The sequence below is a fragment of the Flintibacter hominis genome (genome assembly GCF_014287965.1).
GTDB classification, from domain to species: Bacteria; Bacillota; Clostridia; order Oscillospirales; family Oscillospiraceae; genus Lawsonibacter; species Lawsonibacter aceti.
The window spans coordinates 1-18,733 of sequence record NZ_JACOPO010000014.1; the positions used below are offsets into that span (position 1 = coordinate 1).

Sequence of the window (18,733 nt, forward strand, 5' to 3'; positions counted from 1 at the left end):
TTAATTGATGCAGACAAACTGCTTTACCATAAGAGAAAGGTTATGTTTTTTGGATTGGGCCAAGATGATGAGTGCTGGGGGTTCGCTGTGCCTGTGGAAGAAATTGATAAGGCTCCCACCATCGACGCCGTGCCTGTGGTCAGGTGCGCCCGATGCAGGCACGGCGAAGCATTCAAAACCTTCCCCGGCGGGATATTCTGCCCGTACATCAAGGATACGGTCCCGCCAGATTGATATTGCTACATGGGGGGAGGAAAACACCTATGACTAAGTGCTGTGCCACCTGCGCCTGGTACGAGGACTATCAGGGCGTGTGCTTCAACGGGGATTCGCCGTACTGCGCCGACTTCACGGAGCCGGATCAGCGGTGCAGGGAGTGGGAAAGGAAGGAAGAAGATTATGTTAAAAAATAATCGTCCATTTACAAACGAAAATGGATTTATTGATGCAGGCTTGATAACAGATAAGGACCCAGAAGAAATGGAAGAGGTTTTCAAATGGATACACGAAAAACTAATACCAAGAAAGACCCACTTGACTGGGAGAAGCAGTTATGGAATAAAGCACATCTTAGAGAGAGACACTGGGATTTATTTAACAAACAATGAATTCAAGGACGCAATGTTACTATGCGGTTATTCTCCGGTTGACCCAAACAAATTGAATTGGGAATATTGCATTAGCAAAAAGTCACCAGCATTTGCTTCTAGGAAAGGTGTGTGAGGACTACGATGAAGTTTCGGAACCCTGAGACGGGGGAAGTCTTTCCATTTGCGTTTCTAGCATGGAGGTCATTTTGCAAAGGGAGAAAATGCGAAGGATGCTCAATCAGAACGCCAATGCAAGAGGGCGGTTATGCGCCCCACTGCGATTATTTTATTTGCGAACACCCCCACAAAGCCGCCCGCCTGATGGGGTTCGAGGTGGTGGAGGACGAAACGGAGGACAGTATGTTTTATTCGCAATCACTGGATGTATTAAACCCGGCCAAAGCTATCAGAGAGGCACTGGAGAAGGAGGCCAACGTGGACAAGCCAAAAATTTGCGAGGTGTTGGGGGTTGAGGTAGGAGAACCGTTCTCCATTGATGGATACCCAACCGATTATGGTATGGTTCAGGTCTGTGAGGATGGTAAAATCCGGCGCGTTATTTCAAGTGCTGAATTTCCTTTTGCACAGGATGGAGAGGTGGGCCACAAAATCGGGTCCAATGCCCTGTATTATCTCCTGAACCACCCCGACCGCATCATCCGCAAACCCCGCTTCACCCAGCAGGAGGTGGAATCAGCAAAGATAATTAGCGTGCTGTTCCCCGAAGCAACACACATTGAGCGGTTGCGAGGCAGTAAAGTTTTAGGCATAACTGGAGCCGAAGATGGGTGGATTGCAGATATTGAAAGCTCGCTATTTCCAGAAATCAAGTCAGGTCAGTCCGTTACCCTTGACCAGATCATCGGAGGTGCGGAATGAGCGAAGTAATTATTACCAGTACATGGGGCCATGAAGACGACCAGCAAGCCAAAGCTGACGCAGGGAAGCCTCGACCCACGCTTACTCCTGTTAGTCTAATCGATGCTGTGACAGCGGTCCGCATGTACGGGAACGAAAAGTATCACGACCCGGAGAACTGGCGGCAGGTGGAGCCGCAACGGTACCGGGATGCGCTCTACCGGCACTGGCTAGCCTATCTCAAAGGGGAGAAGTGCGATCAGGAGAGCGGCCTTCCGCACCTGTGGCATTTGGCCTGTAATGCGGCGTTTTTGATTGAAATGGAGGGCTCCATCCACGACGGGGAGGGCGGACATTGAAGCCAAATGCTTTGATATCCAAGATAGAGGCCAAGTATAACGCCCTTTTCCATTTGAAAATGGACATGCTGATGCAGATGGGACAAGATGCTGCCATGATTGCCGCTCACGAGGTCCTCCAGCTTGGCCCCGGTAGGTCTGAGGCTTTCTGCACCGCATACATAGAAGCTATGAACGGTATGGCACGGATGGTCTGTGAGGATCAGCAGGACGATAGCGAGTTCGTCTACGCAAAAGCAAAGATTGACGAGCAGATCAGGGCCATTGTTGGAGATGACCTGTTTAAACCCTGGGAGGAGAGATATGGTCGAAATCTGTAACAAGGAGAAAACCTGCGTCTACTGGCGAGGTATCAATAATTCCAAGGATGCGCCCTTTTGCAACCATCTATTAGATACCGGATGCCGTAGAGTGGGAGACGTGGACCACTGTGAATCCAAGGAAATAGGAAAGCGGAGAAAAAGAGTATCCTTTGACTGCCCTCTGGAACAGCAGGGATTATAAGGATGGTGATAGGATGGACGAGTTTCCAGAGCGGCTAAGAAGGTTAAGGGAGTCTATGAGGCCGGTCAGGAGCATGACGGTTACATCACAGCTAATGGGGTTAAGCCCTGATGCATTACGAAAATATGAGAGAGGGGAAGTGGAGCCAAAAATGACAGCCCTAAAGCTGATTGCGGCATATTATCACATTAGCCTCGATGAACTCTGCAAAATGGAGGAAGAGTAAGCCCTAAACTTTCATAATCTCATAGAAAATATTGCAAATTCATAAAGTTTTATGAGTGAGCAGAAATATGTATGCCACAATGGGAGTGTGGGAGCGTATGCCCCTGCGCTCCCATTCGCTTCTTCTATTTCCTCCTCAACCCCGGCGCTTGCCGGGGTACATACGCCGCACGGCAGAACCAGCCCAAGAATCCGGGCCGGAGGGCCTCGCCCTCCATGCGGCGTTCATTCCAAGGTGCGCCTATAAGTTAGTCGTAGTGATGGCGCACAAAAACCTCCTGGCGGTCAAGGAACCCCGGCAGTGTCTACGAGCGCACGGGTACCGAACCAGGGGCCGCAGAGGTACAGACCTGGAGGCAGATAAGACCAGGCGGATGTTTCTAAGCGGCAAAGCGCAGGGATGCCTTTCGAGGCTGCCCCTGCAAAGTAGACCGCCCCAAAGTACACGGGGATGACGCTGGAAAGACAGCATCTGCGCTCCCGGCCCAGCGGCATTGCGACGCTGCATCCTAGGTGGCTGGACCGCAAAGCGCTCACCCGCTGAAAACTGCCTGCATTAGTACGGGTGTGACAATCTAAGCTGATGAGCGCACATGTGATACTAGGCATTATAGGCAGACGGGTTATCCTAGTTTAACGTCCTCTGCCGAAATTGTGTGACTGGGGGCAACATGGGAAAGGCGAAGCGCAAGCCAAGACCTTCTATGCCTGACTGGTACTGGTGGGGGCAGGACGGGTGCTGGTTTTGTAAAAACAAGAACAACTGCAATCAGTGCAAGGCTAACAGGAGTGCGTCCAAACAGTTCCCCAAGCTGAAAAGAAAGCGAGATAAAATAGCTGAAAGCAGATTTTATGATGGGCTGGTGTAAAGTTTGTGGATGTGTTTATGATCATTGCAGAATTTATCTGCCTTGTTCTTATGATTGCAAATGCTTATTTAGCCTTCAAAGCGAAGGAAAAAGATGACCTGATTGGAATGGTCTGGAACTTGTCTTTTATGATTTTTATGAGTACCTGTATCAGATAGTCAAAAATATGCCGAGTGCTGTAGCAGAAGGCCGGACCGCAGCCATGGGAACGGCGGCGAGGTCGTGGCGGCTCATTACCGCCTCTCGGCTCCAGAGAAGTCCGGTGTATGCCGGACAAAGCATCATCCATGTGGTGGTGCTTTATATGCCGCTCCTCGCCGCATGAGGCGGGCGGTGGCACCATTGAGCAGGCAGTGAATAAGAGTAGGCATCAAGGAAGAACAGACCGCTTGAGCCGAAGCCGCTGACGTAGAGGTCTGGTGAGGTCAGCAATGCTCAAACAGGCCCGCGGAAGGGGTATATATGCCGTGCCTCGTTGCGGGAGATGGGGGCGGGACAGAAAGGTGGTGAGCCCATTGTGGCGAAAGGCAAATATCAACGGTGGCTGGAGCCGGATGGGCTTTTGCTGCTTGAAGGATGGGCACGAGACGGGCTGACAGATGAACAGATCGCCCACAATATGGGGATTACTGCAAAAACATTATATGAGTGGAAAAATGCTCATAGTGAGATTTGTGAGGCCCTAAAAAAAGGAAAAGAAGTCGTTGACTACCAGGTTGAAAACGCTCTGCTGGCATCTGCATTGGATGGTAACACCACGGCACAGATTTTTTGGCTGAAAAACAGACGGCCGGACAGGTGGAGGGACAAGCCCATCGAAAAAACAAGTGAGGATATGGAAGTCAAGGTGGTCATAGATGTCTGAGGTGCGCTTATCTACTGTACTTGGTCCCGCATTTCATTTGCTGGCCCGTGATGTATTTCAGCACGGACATACACACTACGACCTGTCCGGTGGCCGAGGCTCACTGAAATCCTCCTGTGTGTCCTTACTAGTTCCGCTGCTGCTGATAAACAACCCAGGGACTCACGCCCTTGTGCTCCGAAAGGTAGCTAATACGATTCGAGACAGTGTATACGCACAATATCTCTGGGGCATTGGAGAGCTTGGAATGGCAGCATACTGGGATGCAAAGGTGCAGCCTATGGAACTGATTTATAGGCCAACCGGCCAGAAAATTATGTTCCGGGGCGCGGATGATCCCATGAAAATCAAGTCTATCAAGGTTCCCTTTGGCTATATCGCCGTCACCCATTTTGAGGAGAAAGATCAGTTCGCTGGTCGGGCTGAGATCCGAACTATACTGCAATCTACCATGCGAGGTGGGTCGGAGTTCTGGAATTTTGAGAGCTACAATCCACCAATCAGCCGGGATAACTGGGCCAATAAGGACAGTTTGGAGGAGCGGGTGGACAGACTGTGCCACAAGAGTACATACCTTGAGGCCCCGCCAGAGTGGCTGGGAGCGCAGTTCCTGGCGGAAGCCGAGCACCTGAAAGCAACAGATGAGCGGGCGTACCGTCATGAATATCTAGGTGAAGCTGTTGGAACTGGCGGGAACGTATTCGAAAACCTTGAGCTGCGGGAGATCACAGACAAAGAGATTGCGTCTTTTGACAAGATTTATCAAGGTGTGGACTGGGGATGGTTTCCTGACCCCTTTGCCTTTATCCGCCTCCACTATGATCGGGCCAGAGAGGCGATTTATCTGATGGACGAGATATACCAAAATAAGCTGACCAACGAGGCGAGCGGGAAGTTGATTCTTTCCAAAGGGTACAAGGACGCTTACATTACCTGCGACAGCGCAGAGCCTAAATCATCAGCAGACTACCGGGCGATGGGGCTCCCAGCCAAAGAAGCAATTAAAGGCTCTGGGAGTGTAGAGTACGGCATGAAGTGGCTCCAGAGGCGGAAGATTGTCATTGACCGCAGAAGAACGCCAAATGCATACAACGAGTTTGTGAATTATGAGTATGAGCGAAATAAGGACGGAGAAATTATCAGCGGTTATCCTGATGAGAACAATCACCTGATTGACGCTACTAGATATGCCCTGGAGAGAGTATTCCGAAGGATGGGAATAACGGCATGAATATTACAGAAAAACTGAAAGAGCTTGGTTACTCCACGGTGCCGGAGGAGTTTTACACAAAAGTGCAGGAGTGGAAGTCCTGGTATGTGGGCGACGTAAAGGGATTCCACAGGTACAAGGTCCACAACGGGGCTAGTGTGGTTCGGTGCAAGCGGTACACTCTCAATATGGGCAAGAAAATCCCGGAGGATTGGGCGAACCTACTTATGAACGAGCGGGTTGAAATCACTCTGGAGGGCCAGCGGGAGCAGGACTTCATTGACCGTGTGTTCACCGAAAACAATTTCCTGGTCAAAGCAAACGAGATGCAGGAAAAGGCGTTTGCCCTTGGAACAGTAGCCTTTATCCCCAGGGTTGTGGGCATGGAGGCCACGGAAGAAGGGCCTGTCCCCGGAAGCGCCGACGGAATTGTGATGGACTATGTGACCGTAGAGCACATTTGGCCGCTGGCATGGCGGAATGGAATCATTACGGAGTGCGCTTTTGACAGCATCGTTACCATCAATGGAGAGGACTACTGCTACCTCCAGATCCATCACAAGGTCAACGGCCTGTACGACATTGAGAACCGGCTCTACCGATACCGGAACAAAAATGTGGATGCGGAAGTTTTACTGGCTGATGTGTCGGGCTTTGAGCGGGTTCCACAGGTGGTACATACTGGGTCGGACCGTCGGCAGTTTGTCATTGACCGGCCCAACATCGCCAACAACTACGACGATAATATTCCTCTTGGCATCTCTGTGTTTGCCAACGCCATCGACGTGCTCAAGGGCGTGGACGTGGCTTATGACAGCTATGTAAACGAGTTCATCCTGGGGAAAAAGCGTATCATGGTAAAGCCATCAGCTACAAAGGACATGGATGGAGAGCCGTTTTTCGACCCAGACGACCTGACATATTATGTGCTCCCGGAGGATACGGACAATAACGGGATCATCACCCCCATCGATATGACCCTTCGGACGCAGGAGCACAATACAGGAATCCAGGACCAGCTCAATTTGCTGTCCAGCAAGTGCGGCTTCGGAGAGAATCATTACAGATTCGACCAGGGTAGCGTGGCCACAGCGACGCAGGTCATCAGCGAAAACAGCACCATGTTCCGTACGATCAAGAAACATGAAATCATTCTGGAGCAGGTATTGACCGAGCTGTGCCGGATCATTCTCCGCCTGGGAAACACGGCCATGAATGCCGGACTGAATGAGGACGTGGAGATTTCCATTGACTTTGATGACTCCATCATCGAGGACAAGCAGTCTGATTTTGCCAGGGATATGCAGCTTCTGAACGCCGGTATCATGAATGACTGGGAGTTCCGGTCTAAGTGGATGAACGAGGACGAGGCCACGGCAAAGAAGATGCTTCCAAAGATGGAGGATATGACTACGGAACCGCAGAATGAGGTGGAATAAATGAAATACAAGAAAAAGCCTGTTGAAATCGAAGCATTCCAATATGACGGAGATTTGATGGACTCAAATGGAAAGTATTATGTGCCTGATTGGGCCGTGAACGCATTTGAAAATCATGTAATGTTTTACGATTCTTTAGCTAGTGGTTTTCCGCCTTGTGAGCTGTTCATAAACACATTAGAAGGAGTTCATCATGTCTCTGTTGGAGACTATATAATCAAAGGAATCAAGGGAGAATTGTATCCATGTAAGCCGGATATTTTTGAACAGACCTATGAGTTGGTGGTATAATGCCCCGCTATCCATTCCAACCGGATACTTTAGACGCCCTCCCCGAAGAACTGGCCAAACTATACCGCAGTCTGGAAGCAACCCTCCTTGAAGAAATATGCTCCCGGCTGAAACTGGCTGGCGAGTTGAACGAGGTCACGGTGCAGGACATCCGGGCGCTTCGCTCCCACGGCATCAGCCTGGAGGAAATCGAAAAGGCCATCCAACGCACCGCCAACATCAGCCAGCGTGACCTTAAAAAGCTGCTGGACGACGTAGTAGAGCGTAACCAGCGGTACTACCGAGAGGTCATAGACCTTGCGGGGGTGACGGCACCTGAAATGCTTGTGAGTGTCACCGAGATTGCCGCCATCATGGCACAGGCACAGCGGGAGGTTGGAAACCTAACCCGCTCCATGGGATTTCTGGTGGACAATGGGCGGACGATGCTGAAGCCTGCAAAAGCCTATCAATGGGCGCTGGACAATGCGGAGATGCAGATCACGAGCGGGGCCATCTCTTACAATCAGGCCATCAAAAGCGCCGTCAAACAGCTTGCGGACAGCGGTATCAAGATCGTGGATTACGAGAGCGGACACCGAGACCAAATTGACGTGGCTGCCCGTCGTGCAGTGATGACAGGCGTATCCCAGCTCTGTGCCAAGTACACGGAGCAGAGTGCTGAATATCTGGAAACACCTTATTTTGAAGTGTCCGCCCACATCGGGGCACGGGATAAGGGTGTCGGCTGGCAGAACCACAAGTTATGGCAGGGCCGTGTGTACTCTGTCAGAGCCGGAGACAAGTATCCGAACATCTACGAGGTGTGCGGCCTTGGTTATGTGGATGGACTGGAAGGAGCCAACTGCCGTCATATCAGGACTGCATTTGTGGATGGTGTGATGGAGCGCACATACACCGATGAGGAGCTGGCCCACATTGACGACGGCCACGACGTTGACTTTGAGGGTAAGCACTATACAGCCTATGAGGCTACCCAGAAGCAGAGGCAAATCGAGCGGACCGTCCGCAAGCTGAAGCGGGAACAGACGGCATACAAGGCCGCAGGGCTGGAAGAGGACGCTCAATCGGTGACAGCCCGCATTCGGCGGCTAAACGCAGAATATAAGTCGTTCAGCGAGGCGGCGGGGTTGCCGTTGCAGCGGGAGCGGATGAAGGTTACCTATACCGATGTGGCATCTGAGCAAATGGCTTCAGCCCTCAAAATACAGCGCGATGCGGAAGCACCGATCAGGCAGGCAATCCAAAGCGGTGAGTATCCGTTGGGAATCAATCCAGAGAAACAAGCGCGGCATATGGCTGGTATGGCTATACCGGGTAGAAGTGTAATAACGGTTTCTATGGAGGAGTTACAAGCCATCATAAACGCAAAGGCAGGTAGCGGGAAAATCAATTTTACAGATGATTTTAAAAAGTGGAAAAATACAGAAATTATTGATGCCGGGAGAGAGATTGGATATACAATCAATAGAAACGGTGATATAATAATTGCAAGAAGCATCAAAATCCATTATAGCAAAAGCGGAACTCATGGCGTTCCATTTTCGGGAAGGTGGAAAAAATGATAATTGAAAATCCTGAGATTTACTTCGGAAAGAAAATTAAAGTTTTTTCCACAAGCGGGCGCATGACGATTGGGGAGCTCTATGGGTATGATTACGACTTTGACGATGATGGAAATGAGTTTCTGGAGTTCGACGTAGAGAATGAAAACGGTTTGCTGATTGGATTTACGGAAGATGAGATTAAACGCATCGAAATTGTCGGGGGAAGAGAATGACAAAAAAGATCAACGGAAGAATGTGGTACTGCTGCCCGCACTGCGGGAAAGCACTTTTCCCAATCCGGCCAGATACGAAGGTACAAAACATGCCATTCCGATGCAAAGCATGTAAGCACGATATCGAAGTGAATATTGCATAGAGCCAAGAGCCTGTGAGCCAAGAGCCATTGAACCGGTTACGAACTGTAACGGTTTGATGGCTCTTTCTATTTTGCCGAGAGGCGTAAAACCGCAGGGCGACGGCCCTGACAATAAACGGAGGTATTTATGAGCGAACCTATCAATAACCCTACCCCGGCCCCTGCGCCGGAGCCCGCCCCTGAGAAAACCTTCACTCAGGCGGAAGTGGATGCCATGATTGGCAAGCGGCTTGCAAAAGCCATGAAGGGGATGCCCAGCGAGGAAGAACTGACTGCCTACCGCACTTGGCAAACTGGACAGGCTGGTGAGAAAGAACGCTGGGATAAGCTGACCGGCGAGCGGGACACCCTCTCCGGCAAACTGACCGCCGCAGAAAGCGAGCGGGACCAGTTGAAACGGGAACTGTACGTTCTGAAGAAGGGCCTGACCGGCGAGGAAGCGGAGTTTATCGCCTTCAAGGCTGGGAAGATGGTGGACGATAAGACCACATTTGAGCAGGCCGTGGACGCTCTGACCGCTGACCGCAAAAAGACCACTTTTGACTGGACCGCTCCTGTGGGTGGCGGAAGCTCCAAAACAGGAGAAAACGACCTGATGAATGCCCTGATTCGGGGCGCACTGAAATGAAAGGAGAACCTAAATGGCTGTTGATATTATTGATAGAAGTAAACTTTCCGGGCTTATTCCTGAGCCCGTGACCCGTGAGATTATCCAGGGAGCCGTAACGGAGTCCGCCGTGCTGCGGATGGCCAGACGGCTGCCCAACATGACCAGTAAGACCCAGACCCTTAACGTGCTGGACGCACTGCCCACCGCCTACTTTGTGAACGGAGAGGCGACGACTGGAGCGGCTGACTCCAAGGCATCCCTCAAAAAGACCACCAACATGGCGTGGGATAAGAAGAAAATCTACGCCGAGGAGATCGCTGTCATCGTCCCCATCCCAGAGGCAGTGCTGGATGACAGCGACTACGATATCTGGAGCCAGGTACGGCCCCGCCTCCAGGAAGCATTCGGCAAGGTCATCGACGCCGCCATCCTGTACGGCACGGACAAGCCCACATCCTGGCGTGAGGGCTTGGTTCCTTCGGCTACTACTGCAAACGCTGTTGTGACTGCTACCAGCGATATTTTCAAGGACATCATGGGTGAGGGCGGTGTGATCGCCAAAGTGGAGGAGAGCGGCTATATCCCCAACGGTGTGATGGCTGCTATCCAGATGCGGGCCAAGCTGCGCGGCCTGGTGGACAAGAACGGTCAGCCCATTTTCAAGACCGATATGCAGGGTGATACCCGCTACGCGCTGGATGGTATGTCCATGTACTTCCCTGTCAACGGCGCATTTGACCCGGAGGAATCCCTGGCCATTGTGGGCGACTGGAGCCAGTTGGTCTATGCCATCCGGCAGGATATGACCTTCAAGATCTTTGACAGCGGTGTGGTGCAGGACCCCACTACCGGAAACATCCTTTATAACCTGATGCAGAATGACATGGTGGCTCTCCGTGCCGTCATGCGGCTGGGCTGGGAGATCCCCAATCCCATCAACGCCTATAATGCGGGGCTGGAAAATGCTTTCCCTTTTGCTGTCTACGAGCCGGCGGGGGGTTAAGCGCGCGCCTCTCGGGGCTGACGATTGGCGCGCTGACACTAACTCCGTCGTTTGACCCAGATGCGACGGAGTATACAGCCAACACGACAAACGCCACCAACACCATCACCGCAACGCCAGAGGATGACGAGGCGACAGTAACCATCTTGAATGGCGAAACGCCCGTAAGCAATGGCGCGGCGGCTACCTGGGCAGAGGGGGCAAACACAGTTACTATCACAGTGAAAAACGGGGCGGCGCAGAAGGTTTACACCGCTACCGTCACGAAATCAACCTGAAAGAAGGCTCTGTAATGGCTTACGCAGACTATAGGTATTACATAACTACATACCTGGGGACAGCCATTCAGGAGGCCGACTTTCCCCGCCTGTCCCTGCGCGCGAGCTCCTTCCTGGATTACTACACGCAGGGCCGAGCGGCCCGTAATGCTGGCCTTGATGCGCTGAAAATGGCTTGCTGCGCCGTTGCGGAGCAGTATCAGGCCATTGATGCCGCCCAAGCGCTGGCGCAAAAGGCTCTGTCCGCCTCCGTGAAATCCGAGGGAGAACTGCAAAGCCAGAGCGTTGGAAGCTGGTCCAAGACCTACCGAAGCGGCGGGGACAGCGCACAACAGGCCCTGTCCTCCGCCCGGGCGGCGCAAGCCTCCCTTGGGGCTATCGCCCAGCAATATTTAGGGGCTACCGGCCTCCTGTACAGAGGGAGGGGGTGCGGATATGGATATGTTCCCCCATACTGTGACGCTCTATAACATTTCCGAGGACAGCGAATATCACATTACCTCCAATATCACGCTTCTGCAAGGAGTTCTGCTAGACGCTTCGAAAGGAGTTAATGTCAGGACGAGCGGTATCGAGGGAGCGGATGCCGTAAATTTATATATCCCTTTCTCTGTTTCTGCTCTGGATGGAATGAGTGGAAAAAAGAAGCGTTATGTTGGGCCGAAAGAGTACATGGAGTCAGAAAATAAAGATGAGCTCTGGACTCTGGAGCCTGGAAACAAATGCTTTTTTGCGAAAGGCAGGATTTTAAAGCCAGGCAATGACTTTCAGACCATCAACAGAGAAAACGATGATGTGTACCGTGTAACAAAGGTAGATGAGAAGGACTTCGGCGGCGAAATGTCCCACTGGGAAGTGGGTGGAGCCTGATGGTCAAGTTTGATATTCAAGTTGACATCCAGTCTGACGTTCTGGCAGAGCCAGCCAGCAGAGCGGAGCACATCCTGGCGCTTCAAATCAAAAAGGATACAACGCCCTTTGTACCTGCTTTGACCGGCTCATTGTCTACCCGGACAAGGGTGGAAGAAGGAACTGTAATCTATCCAGGTCCATACGCGAGATATCTCTACTACGGAAAATTGATGGTGGACCAGGAAACCGGGAGCAGTTACGCCACGAAGGGCAAGAGCAAGGTCAAGACGGACAAGGATCTGGTGTTTAACCAAGCCATGCACGTTATGGCACAAAGCCATTGGTTTGAGGCTTCTAAGGCACAAAACCTGAAGAGATGGATTGATGTGGCGGATAAGGCGGTGAAAGATGAGCTTAACCGGAAATAAAAGGAAAAGCCCCGTTTCTGGAGAGGAACAGGACAAGGTATCCAGAGCTGTCCTCCAATGCTTGAACCGATATCCGCAAAAGCCAGTGGATAAAATTGAATTTGAATCTCTGGACCCGGACGAGCCAGGTATGGCGCTGTCTGTGATACAGGGAGCCTATAAGGTGGAGGAGTATATCAACGGGTCCTACCTGGCGGAATACCAGTTCAAGATCATCTACCGTCTGCAACCTGACGGGACAGACGGGAGGCTGAAAGCCGACGAGAGCTTGAACCGGATGGCGGATTGGCTGACCCAGCAGACAGAAACCATTGATCTGGGCCAGGGAAAAACAGTGAAGGACTTGGTATGTAACTCCCGCTCCTCCCTGTTTGGACGATACCAGGACATGAGCGAGGACCATCAGATCCTGATGTCCATGACTTACGAAGTCCAGTAAAAACCTATTTGCACCTCGACAACTTCATATTGAGATAGCGGAAATTTTGGTGAAAAGGCCGCTCCCCAAAATAGAGAGCGGCCAAAATCATGATTCGCTTTTTGGAGAGTACCCAGAGCGGGCAAATACGTTCAGCAAGTCCCCATAGATAACGGAGTTACAGTAAAAGCCAAAGGTGAAGCCGAAGTTTGAAACTGGGTCAGAAAGGTGCATATAAGCCATCCCAGCCACTTCCTGTTCAAATTCCTGTGTGGTGCTGCTGATTTGTTCAGAGCCCTTTGCTCTTCCCCCACCCCTGCTCTGTGATACCTCTGATGTTTTTTTGTTTCCGGTTCCCACCAAAGCACCAACTAAGGTCCCGGCCCCTGGGAGGATCGCTGTTCCGACAGCAGCGCCAATTAATCTTCCAGTCCGTTTGTCACGGCCATGGCTCTGTGTGACACTTGAACTTCTGCTTTTTTCATTGTATTTTGTGACACCGGACGTAGTCGTAACGGTTTGATATCTAGGCCCTTCCCACTGAAACTCGGTGATTTTATAATGGCCTTCTATGTCATCAAAATAAATAAAGCCATCGTCGTTGACACGAAGGACCACAAAATGGTCTTTTGGCTTTAAGAAAAAGTTTTGTTTCCCAGATGTTACAGAAAGCTGGACCTGGAGTTCGTTGGACCGTATTTTTCGCACTTCAGCCGCACTTTTGAAAGAATCGAACAACGACATAATATCCCCTCCATTACACAAACTTCTACCCAGAAGATACCATATCATAGAAAAAAAGTCACGAAAAAATTTCCTTGCCCCCTTTATCCCATCAAAGTTCCCGCTATCTCAATATGAGGTGGCGGGGATTTTTATTTAAAAAGGAGAATTTGGTATGGCAACCGAAAAAATCAAACGACCTCTGATCGCGCATTTTTTGGATACATCAAAATCCGCAACATACGAGGATGCCGAATGGTCCCGTATCGGGGTTAACGTGACAGAAGCATCGACTGAGTACAATCCACAGTCTGAAACCAGCCAAGATATTATTTCGGATTCTGCGTCCACAGAGATCACGGGATATCAGCCGACTATGCCAGTCAGTCAACAGTGTACTAAGGGAGATCCTGTATTTGAACTAGTTACAGAACTTCGCCGCAAGCGGGCTACTCTGGCGGAGTCGAATTCCTGGCTTCTGAATGTAGACCTGTGGGACGTGACCGGAGAAGACGTAAGCGCCACCTATAAGGCAGAGGTACAGAAGGTATCCATTCAAGTGGACACATATGGTGGAGCTGGCGGTGAGGCTCCTGTTCAGGAGTACACCTTGAATTTTATCGGAGATCCCATTCCTGGTACCGTCAAGATTACAAGCGGAGATCCGGTATTTACTGCTGATTCCGCCGTTGTGTAAGGAGGAGACTAGATGGAGAACAAGATAAGAGTCGCCTCCGGTGTAAAGAAAATCGAGGTAAATGACGATGGGGAGTTTATCTCGTTCCCCGTTTCCGATGACAACTTCGTTGTCCGCTTCTATCACCTGATGGATGGGATCGGGGAGCGGGCCAAGGAGATCGGGAGCGAAATTCCGGAAGATATTACTGGAAAGATCGAGGCGATGGAAAAGGTCGTCGCGGTGGAGAAGGAAACAAAGCGGGAAGTGGACGAGCTTTTTGGGGATGGCACCTGCCGAAAGGTATTTGGCGATATCCTTCCGAGCATGGACTTGTTTGTGGAGTTTTTTGGATCACTGCTTCCGTTCTTTGAGGAGTACAAGCAGGACCGAATGAGAAGGATGGGGAAATATGGGGCAGAGCGCACAGGCTCCAGCCTTTAATATCCTGCTGGACAGGCTGCCAGATAGTTACCAAGGGTGGCTAATCCGCACAGATTACCGGATTGGGATACAGATCGCTCTCTGCCTGCAGGACGAGGAGCTTACCCAGGAGGAACGTGTTACGGAGGCTGTTTATCTTCTGTTTGGAAATGGACAGCCCCCCCTCCAAACAGCAATGGATGGTATTGCGTGGTTTTTACAATGTGGACAGCCAAAGCGGGAGGATGTTCCGGCGACTACCTCCTCACAACGGTTCTGGTTCGACTTTGACCACGCCAGAATATGCGCTTCGTTCCAAAAAACGTTTGGGGTGAAATTGCACAGGGAGAATCTACATTGGTTTGAGTTTATGTCCATGCTGGATTGTGTGGATGAAGATTCTTCCCTATCCAATGCCATCCAGCTCCGTGGAACGGACACCTCCAAAATGAAGGGAAAGCAGAAGCGGGATACAGAGCGGGCCAAACGGCTGCTGACACCGCCAGTCCATTATTCTGAGAGCGAGCAGGAAGCGATAGACGAGTTTTTCTCCAAGATAAAATGAACTGCCAGAACGAGGTGAGGACCAATGGCAGATAGATATGATGGCAGTGTACGCATCAAGGCGGAAGCTGACACTACCCCGGCGGAAAAACAACTTAAAAAGCTTCAGGAGAAGTTGGTCAAACAGACAGAACAGGTGGACAAGCAGGCCGCCGCTGTCAGAAAGCTGAAAGAGCAATACGACCAATTGTCCGCTGGAAAAACGGCCCCGAAAGGGGTGAGCCAGATGGAGCGGGATCTGAAAAAGGCCCAGGCGGAGGCCGCCAGGCTTGATGCTGAGTTTCAGAAGATCAACACCATGGCTGAATTTGACCGGCAGGCATATGGAAAGGTGGACCCAGGTCGGGAAAAGGAATTGAGCGAGGTCGCCCAGCGGCTGGCCCAGGCGGATGCCAATGTGGATGAGTTGAGCCGGAAGCTGGAGCGGCTTCGGGTGAACCCGTCGGCATCCGAGGACGCAAAACGTCTGGAGGAGAGTTTAAGAGCGGCGGAAAAAAGGCTGGAGGAGCTACAAGCTGCCGCCGCAAGCACCAAGAGCCAGATATCCGACTTGAGCGCACAGACCACGGGAGGCTTTGCCAAAGCGGGAACCCGTTTGAAATCTTTTGCGAAACAGTTGGGCAGTGGAGTGACAGGAGCAGCCAAAAAAGCCGGACAGGCAGCCGGATGGCTGAAAGAAAAAATAACTGCTCTTGGCCGGGAAAAGGGCTTTGATAAGGCCGGAAAATCGGCACAACGATTTTCCACACGCCTAAAATCTATCGTGGCCGGAGCCCTGTTTTTTAATATCATCAGCCGGGGGCTAACGGCGCTGACGCAGCAAATCGGGAAATATCTGACTGCAAACCAGCGGTTTTCTGACGCTCTATCCGGCATTAAAAGCAATTTGCTAACAGCATTTCAGCCAATCTATGACACAGTTATGCCAGCTCTAAACACGCTGATGGAAGGTTTGGAGCGTGTCACGGCACAGATGGCGGCCTTTATCGCCTACGTCTTCGGCACAACGGCCCAGCAGGCGCAGGAGAACGCCGACGCTCTGTATGACCAGGCCAACGCCACTGAGGAAGTTGGAAAAGAGGCAAAGAAGGCGGAAAAATATCTGGCCTCCTTTGATACCGTTGAAAGGATCGGAAAAGAGGAGGCTGGCAGCGGGAATACCGTGTCCGGGCCAAAATTTGACACAGATTTCTCCAAGGTGGAACTACCCCAATGGTTAAAGGATTTTTGGAAGGTATTTCAAGATAGCTGGGAGCAGTACGGCGCAACCACTCTACAGGCTTTTCGAGACGCTCTGTCTTCCATTGGCGAGCTGCTTTCCGCAATCGGCGCTTCCTTTATGCAGGTTTGGACAGGAGGGCAGGGCCTTGACTTTCTGAATCTCATTCAGCAGGGCCTACAAGTCATTTTGGGCATCGTAGGGGATATCGCCTCCGCCGTTATGGCCGCATGGAACAGCGGGACCGGGCAGGCGGTATTGGACGCCCTGTTCTATATGCTCAATTCGATTTGGAAGCTGATCATTAGTGTCGGGCAGTCTTTCCGGGAAGCCTGGAATGATGGAAGCGGGGTGGAAATATGCAATACGATCCTAGACATTATTCGAAACATCTTCGAGATTGTTGGAAATCTGGCAAACCGGATCAGAGAGGCGTGGGAAGAAAATAACAACGGAGTGGCCATCTGGAGTGCGATCCTAGACATTGTCCAGGATATCCTAGACTCCTTTGACGAAATCACAGCAGCTACATCGGAATGGGCAACACAACTAGACCTGACTGGAATCGTAGAAGGGGTCAGGTCATTTTTAGAAGCATTGGAGCCTCTGATTGATTTGCTTCTTGGTGGTTTTAGCTGGGCATGGGAAAACATTTTACTTCCGCTGGCAAATTGGGTCATAGAAGATGCTGCGCCTGCGGCCATCAATGTACTTACTGAAGCAATTAAGGGGCTTTTCGATGTTCTTCAAGAGTTGCAGCCTATTTTCATGAATATATGGGAGATCGTGCGCCCCGTAGCGGAGTTCCTTGGAAAAGCCTTTGTGCAACACCTGGTTGCCTTAGCCGGTGGAATTGAGATTATCTGTACCGCAATCGCTGCATTCCTAGATTTGTTAAATCAGCTTGCTGACTTGGCTTTTCAGTTTGGACAATGGGTTGGTGGAGGCATATCTAGCCTGCTTGGAATTGGGAGTGGAAAAAACGCCCGTACAGCAGCTATTTATACACAACGGGATATCATGAGTGCATATCCCCACCTAGCCTCTGGCGCTGTAATCTCTCCTAATAGTGAGTTTCTGGCGGTGCTTGGAGATCAGCGTAGCGGAACGAACATCGAAACGCCTTTGGCGACGATGAAACAGGCATTTATGGAGGCCATCTCCGAGATGGGAGGAGTTGGGGGAGAAACGGCGGTCAACATAACTTTTGACGGGTCGCTCGCACAGCTTGCTAGAATTTTGGAACCAAAAATCAGTGTTGAGAGCGCCAGAAAGGGCCCGTCCCTGGTAAGCGGAGGTGTGTTCTGATGGCGGGTCTGTTTACTGTAGACGGAGTTTCCTATAAGGTTCGGGTCCCGGCAGGAGGGCTGACACGGAGCTTCCAGGTCCTGGACGGGAAAAACGCCGGACGGCTCCTGTCCGGGACCATGGAACGGGATATCATCGGGACGTTCTACAACTATCAACTACAGATTGAGCGGGAGGGGGCGAGCCTTGAGGAGTACGACCAGCTCTATGAAGTCATCTCCGCTCCAACTAGCTTCCACTCTGTCACCTTCCCATACGGACAGAGTACGCTAACTTTCCAAGCGTATGTCACGGAAGGGAGCGACAACCTGCTGCGTCAGTCTGGCGGAAAAAATTATTGGACAGGATTAACCATCAAGTTTGTGGCTAAGAGCCCGGAAAGGACATGAGATGGGGAATAACAAGATTAGATATCTGGATCATGTCTTTGGGGAAGAAGATGACATCAAAAAGGGAAACTGTTATTTGGTCGGTACACTGTTGGGAGATTCTTTGTCCATTAACACCCTGGAATTTGACGTGGAGAGTGACGATTCCACACTAACACAGTTCAAACGAAATGACCCGGTTATCTATGAGCACAATGGAAAACAGATCGGCATTTTCTATGTGCAGAACATCGAGCGGATTGGCGCTACTACATACTCCTTTTCGGCTGTTTCCGCCTTGGGCATTTTGGCTGAAGGAAAGCACTACGGCGGGATATACACGGGTCAGACAGTTGCCGAAATCCTCCCAGATATCTGCGGGACCGTGCCCTATGAAATCAAAACCAATCTGACGGAAATCAAGCTGTATGGGTGGCTGCCCATTGCATCGCCTAGGGATAATTTGGCACAGGTGCTGTTTGCCATAGGAGCCGTGATAAAGACTGATTTAGGCGGGGTGCTGCGTATAGAAAGCTTATGGGATGGGATATCCGGTGAGTTGACGCAGAACCAGATGTACGAGGGACCGTCCGTTAAGTATGATTCCGCTGTAACCCAGGTGGTAGTCACAGAGCACCAATATGTGGAGGGCGGAGAGGAAACCAAGCTGTTTGAAGGAACTGCCCAGCAAGGGGATATTATCACATTTAATAGCCCGATGTATGAGTTA

The 18,733-nt window shown here is 51.1% G+C and carries 28 protein-coding genes; 27 read left to right on the plus strand and 1 reads right to left on the minus strand.

Going from position 1 to position 18,733, the window contains the following annotated elements:
* The 21 genes from H8S11_RS13155 to H8S11_RS13250 all read left to right on the plus strand — a co-directional run.
* Window positions 1-234 (plus strand): hypothetical protein (locus H8S11_RS13155; RefSeq protein WP_207722003.1); only part of this gene is annotated, 234 nt, incomplete at its 5' end.
* A 29-nt stretch (window positions 235-263) separates the two neighbouring features.
* Window positions 264-413 (plus strand): hypothetical protein, encoded by a 150-nt coding sequence (locus H8S11_RS13160; protein ID WP_186853446.1) that lies wholly within the window; start codon window positions 264-266, stop codon window positions 411-413.
* Window positions 400-723, plus strand: a complete 324-nt coding sequence (locus tag H8S11_RS13165) for a hypothetical protein (RefSeq protein ID WP_186853447.1) — start codon at window positions 400-402, stop codon at window positions 721-723. The genes H8S11_RS13160 and H8S11_RS13165 overlap by 14 nt, the downstream gene beginning before the upstream one ends.
* Before the next feature lie 116 nt (window positions 724-839).
* Entirely contained in the window at window positions 840-1,469 is a 630-nt protein-coding gene (locus tag H8S11_RS13170; RefSeq protein ID WP_186853448.1) for a hypothetical protein, read from the plus strand.
* Window positions 1,466-1,807, plus strand: coding sequence for a dATP/dGTP diphosphohydrolase domain-containing protein (locus tag H8S11_RS13175; RefSeq protein WP_186853449.1), 342 nt, complete (start codon window positions 1,466-1,468; stop codon window positions 1,805-1,807). Before H8S11_RS13170 ends, H8S11_RS13175 begins: the two co-directional genes overlap by 4 nt.
* Window positions 1,804-2,127 (plus strand): hypothetical protein, encoded by a 324-nt coding sequence (locus H8S11_RS13180; RefSeq protein ID WP_186853450.1) that lies wholly within the window; start codon window positions 1,804-1,806, stop codon window positions 2,125-2,127. The genes H8S11_RS13175 and H8S11_RS13180 overlap by 4 nt, the downstream gene beginning before the upstream one ends.
* A 197-nt stretch (window positions 2,128-2,324) precedes the next feature.
* Window positions 2,325-2,537, plus strand: a complete 213-nt coding sequence (locus H8S11_RS13185; protein ID WP_186853451.1) for a helix-turn-helix domain-containing protein — start codon at window positions 2,325-2,327, stop codon at window positions 2,535-2,537.
* A 1,385-nt stretch (window positions 2,538-3,922) separates the two neighbouring features.
* On the plus strand, window positions 3,923-4,270 hold the full coding sequence (locus tag H8S11_RS13190; RefSeq protein WP_186853452.1) for a helix-turn-helix domain-containing protein: 348 nt from the start codon (window positions 3,923-3,925) through the stop codon (window positions 4,268-4,270).
* A complete protein-coding gene (locus H8S11_RS13195) occupies window positions 4,263-5,501 on the plus strand; it encodes a PBSX family phage terminase large subunit (protein ID WP_186853453.1) in 1,239 nt (412 codons plus the stop codon). Before H8S11_RS13190 ends, H8S11_RS13195 begins: the two co-directional genes overlap by 8 nt.
* A complete protein-coding gene (locus tag H8S11_RS13200; RefSeq protein ID WP_186853454.1) occupies window positions 5,498-6,919 on the plus strand; it encodes a phage portal protein in 1,422 nt (473 codons plus the stop codon). Before H8S11_RS13195 ends, H8S11_RS13200 begins: the two co-directional genes overlap by 4 nt.
* Complete coding sequence (locus H8S11_RS13205; RefSeq protein WP_186853455.1) at window positions 6,920-7,210, plus strand: hypothetical protein; 291 nt, start codon at window positions 6,920-6,922, stop codon at window positions 7,208-7,210. It abuts the gene before it with no gap.
* On the plus strand, window positions 7,210-8,775 hold the full coding sequence (locus H8S11_RS13210; RefSeq protein WP_186853456.1) for a phage minor capsid protein: 1,566 nt from the start codon (window positions 7,210-7,212) through the stop codon (window positions 8,773-8,775). The genes H8S11_RS13205 and H8S11_RS13210 overlap by 1 nt, the downstream gene beginning before the upstream one ends.
* Window positions 8,772-8,990: a hypothetical protein gene (locus tag H8S11_RS13215; RefSeq protein ID WP_186853457.1), complete on the plus strand. Its 219-nt coding sequence runs from the start codon at window positions 8,772-8,774 to the stop codon at window positions 8,988-8,990. Before H8S11_RS13210 ends, H8S11_RS13215 begins: the two co-directional genes overlap by 4 nt.
* Before the next feature lie 20 nt (window positions 8,991-9,010).
* Window positions 9,011-9,133 (plus strand): cysteine-rich KTR domain-containing protein, encoded by a 123-nt coding sequence (locus H8S11_RS14330; protein WP_366461184.1) that lies wholly within the window; start codon window positions 9,011-9,013, stop codon window positions 9,131-9,133.
* Between the two features lie 127 nt (window positions 9,134-9,260).
* Entirely contained in the window at window positions 9,261-9,761 is a 501-nt protein-coding gene (locus tag H8S11_RS13220) for a hypothetical protein (protein WP_186853458.1), read from the plus strand.
* 13 nt (window positions 9,762-9,774) lie between these two features.
* Entirely contained in the window at window positions 9,775-10,746 is a 972-nt protein-coding gene (locus H8S11_RS13225; protein WP_186853459.1) for a phage major capsid protein, read from the plus strand.
* Window positions 10,747-10,778: 32 nt separating this feature from the next.
* Complete coding sequence (locus H8S11_RS14335; protein ID WP_366461185.1) at window positions 10,779-11,024, plus strand: cadherin-like beta sandwich domain-containing protein; 246 nt, start codon at window positions 10,779-10,781, stop codon at window positions 11,022-11,024.
* Between the two features lie 14 nt (window positions 11,025-11,038).
* The gene (locus H8S11_RS13235) at window positions 11,039-11,494 is read left to right on the plus strand and encodes a head-tail connector protein (protein WP_186853460.1); all 456 of its coding nucleotides are present in this window, start codon (window positions 11,039-11,041) and stop codon (window positions 11,492-11,494) included.
* Window positions 11,460-11,894, plus strand: a complete 435-nt coding sequence (locus tag H8S11_RS13240) for a DUF6751 family protein (protein WP_186853461.1) — start codon at window positions 11,460-11,462, stop codon at window positions 11,892-11,894. The genes H8S11_RS13235 and H8S11_RS13240 overlap by 35 nt, the downstream gene beginning before the upstream one ends.
* Window positions 11,894-12,304: a minor capsid protein gene (locus H8S11_RS13245; RefSeq protein WP_186853462.1), complete on the plus strand. Its 411-nt coding sequence runs from the start codon at window positions 11,894-11,896 to the stop codon at window positions 12,302-12,304. The genes H8S11_RS13240 and H8S11_RS13245 overlap by 1 nt, the downstream gene beginning before the upstream one ends.
* A 61-nt stretch (window positions 12,305-12,365) precedes the next feature.
* The gene (locus tag H8S11_RS13250) at window positions 12,366-12,743 is read left to right on the plus strand and encodes a hypothetical protein (RefSeq protein ID WP_186853463.1); all 378 of its coding nucleotides are present in this window, start codon (window positions 12,366-12,368) and stop codon (window positions 12,741-12,743) included.
* An 87-nt stretch (window positions 12,744-12,830) separates the two neighbouring features.
* Here the strand turns inward: H8S11_RS13250 and H8S11_RS13255 are convergent, their stop codons facing one another.
* Window positions 12,831-13,466, minus strand: a complete 636-nt coding sequence (locus H8S11_RS13255; protein WP_186853464.1) for a hypothetical protein — start codon at window positions 13,464-13,466, stop codon at window positions 12,831-12,833.
* Between the two features lie 154 nt (window positions 13,467-13,620).
* Here H8S11_RS13255 and H8S11_RS13260 point away from each other — a divergent pair, with 154 nt between their 5' ends.
* From H8S11_RS13260 to H8S11_RS13285, 6 genes are all read left to right on the plus strand, one after another.
* Complete coding sequence (locus H8S11_RS13260; RefSeq protein WP_186853465.1) at window positions 13,621-14,142, plus strand: hypothetical protein; 522 nt, start codon at window positions 13,621-13,623, stop codon at window positions 14,140-14,142.
* A gap of 12 nt (window positions 14,143-14,154) precedes the next feature.
* Complete coding sequence (locus H8S11_RS13265) at window positions 14,155-14,565, plus strand: DUF6673 family protein (RefSeq protein ID WP_186853466.1); 411 nt, start codon at window positions 14,155-14,157, stop codon at window positions 14,563-14,565.
* Window positions 14,534-15,109, plus strand: coding sequence for a Gp15 family bacteriophage protein (locus H8S11_RS13270; RefSeq protein ID WP_186853467.1), 576 nt, complete (start codon window positions 14,534-14,536; stop codon window positions 15,107-15,109). Before H8S11_RS13265 ends, H8S11_RS13270 begins: the two co-directional genes overlap by 32 nt.
* Before the next feature lie 354 nt (window positions 15,110-15,463).
* On the plus strand, window positions 15,464-17,635 hold the full coding sequence (locus tag H8S11_RS13275; protein ID WP_186853468.1) for a phage tail family protein: 2,172 nt from the start codon (window positions 15,464-15,466) through the stop codon (window positions 17,633-17,635).
* A complete protein-coding gene (locus H8S11_RS13280; RefSeq protein ID WP_186853469.1) occupies window positions 17,635-18,024 on the plus strand; it encodes a hypothetical protein in 390 nt (129 codons plus the stop codon). The genes H8S11_RS13275 and H8S11_RS13280 overlap by 1 nt, the downstream gene beginning before the upstream one ends.
* Before the next feature lie 103 nt (window positions 18,025-18,127).
* A partial coding sequence (locus H8S11_RS13285) for a hypothetical protein (protein ID WP_186853470.1) occupies window positions 18,128-18,733 on the plus strand: 606 nt, incomplete at its 3' end.

What these genes read in the sequence shown, in the direction of transcription:
- H8S11_RS13260 (WP_186853465.1), top strand. Translation starts at nt 13,621, where the DNA reads ATGGCAACCGAAAAAATCAAACGACCTCTGATCGCGCATTTTTTGGAT.
- H8S11_RS13185 (WP_186853451.1), top strand. Translation starts at nt 2,325, where the DNA reads ATGGACGAGTTTCCAGAGCGGCTAAGAAGGTTAAGGGAGTCTATGAGG.
- H8S11_RS13280 (WP_186853469.1), top strand. Translation starts at nt 17,635, where the DNA reads ATGGCGGGTCTGTTTACTGTAGACGGAGTTTCCTATAAGGTTCGGGTC.
- H8S11_RS13170 (WP_186853448.1), top strand. Translation starts at nt 840, where the DNA reads ATGCAAGAGGGCGGTTATGCGCCCCACTGCGATTATTTTATTTGCGAA.
- H8S11_RS13175 (WP_186853449.1), top strand. Translation starts at nt 1,466, where the DNA reads ATGAGCGAAGTAATTATTACCAGTACATGGGGCCATGAAGACGACCAG.
- H8S11_RS13265 (WP_186853466.1), top strand. Translation starts at nt 14,155, where the DNA reads ATGGAGAACAAGATAAGAGTCGCCTCCGGTGTAAAGAAAATCGAGGTA.
- H8S11_RS13270 (WP_186853467.1), top strand. Translation starts at nt 14,534, where the DNA reads ATGGGGCAGAGCGCACAGGCTCCAGCCTTTAATATCCTGCTGGACAGG.
- H8S11_RS13220 (WP_186853458.1), top strand. Translation starts at nt 9,261, where the DNA reads ATGAGCGAACCTATCAATAACCCTACCCCGGCCCCTGCGCCGGAGCCC.
- H8S11_RS13235 (WP_186853460.1), top strand. Translation starts at nt 11,039, where the DNA reads ATGGCTTACGCAGACTATAGGTATTACATAACTACATACCTGGGGACA.
- H8S11_RS13240 (WP_186853461.1), top strand. Translation starts at nt 11,460, where the DNA reads ATGGATATGTTCCCCCATACTGTGACGCTCTATAACATTTCCGAGGAC.
- H8S11_RS13165 (WP_186853447.1), top strand. Translation starts at nt 400, where the DNA reads ATGTTAAAAAATAATCGTCCATTTACAAACGAAAATGGATTTATTGAT.
- H8S11_RS13210 (WP_186853456.1), top strand. Translation starts at nt 7,210, where the DNA reads ATGCCCCGCTATCCATTCCAACCGGATACTTTAGACGCCCTCCCCGAA.
- H8S11_RS14330 (WP_366461184.1), top strand. Translation starts at nt 9,011, where the DNA reads ATGTGGTACTGCTGCCCGCACTGCGGGAAAGCACTTTTCCCAATCCGG.
- H8S11_RS13215 (WP_186853457.1), top strand. Translation starts at nt 8,772, where the DNA reads ATGATAATTGAAAATCCTGAGATTTACTTCGGAAAGAAAATTAAAGTT.
- H8S11_RS13205 (WP_186853455.1), top strand. Translation starts at nt 6,920, where the DNA reads ATGAAATACAAGAAAAAGCCTGTTGAAATCGAAGCATTCCAATATGAC.
- H8S11_RS13200 (WP_186853454.1), top strand. Translation starts at nt 5,498, where the DNA reads ATGAATATTACAGAAAAACTGAAAGAGCTTGGTTACTCCACGGTGCCG.
- H8S11_RS13195 (WP_186853453.1), top strand. Translation starts at nt 4,263, where the DNA reads ATGTCTGAGGTGCGCTTATCTACTGTACTTGGTCCCGCATTTCATTTG.
- H8S11_RS13225 (WP_186853459.1), top strand. Translation starts at nt 9,775, where the DNA reads ATGGCTGTTGATATTATTGATAGAAGTAAACTTTCCGGGCTTATTCCT.
- H8S11_RS13255 (WP_186853464.1), bottom strand. Translation starts at nt 13,466, where the DNA reads ATGTCGTTGTTCGATTCTTTCAAAAGTGCGGCTGAAGTGCGAAAAATA.
- H8S11_RS13160 (WP_186853446.1), top strand. Translation starts at nt 264, where the DNA reads ATGACTAAGTGCTGTGCCACCTGCGCCTGGTACGAGGACTATCAGGGC.
- H8S11_RS13245 (WP_186853462.1), top strand. Translation starts at nt 11,894, where the DNA reads ATGGTCAAGTTTGATATTCAAGTTGACATCCAGTCTGACGTTCTGGCA.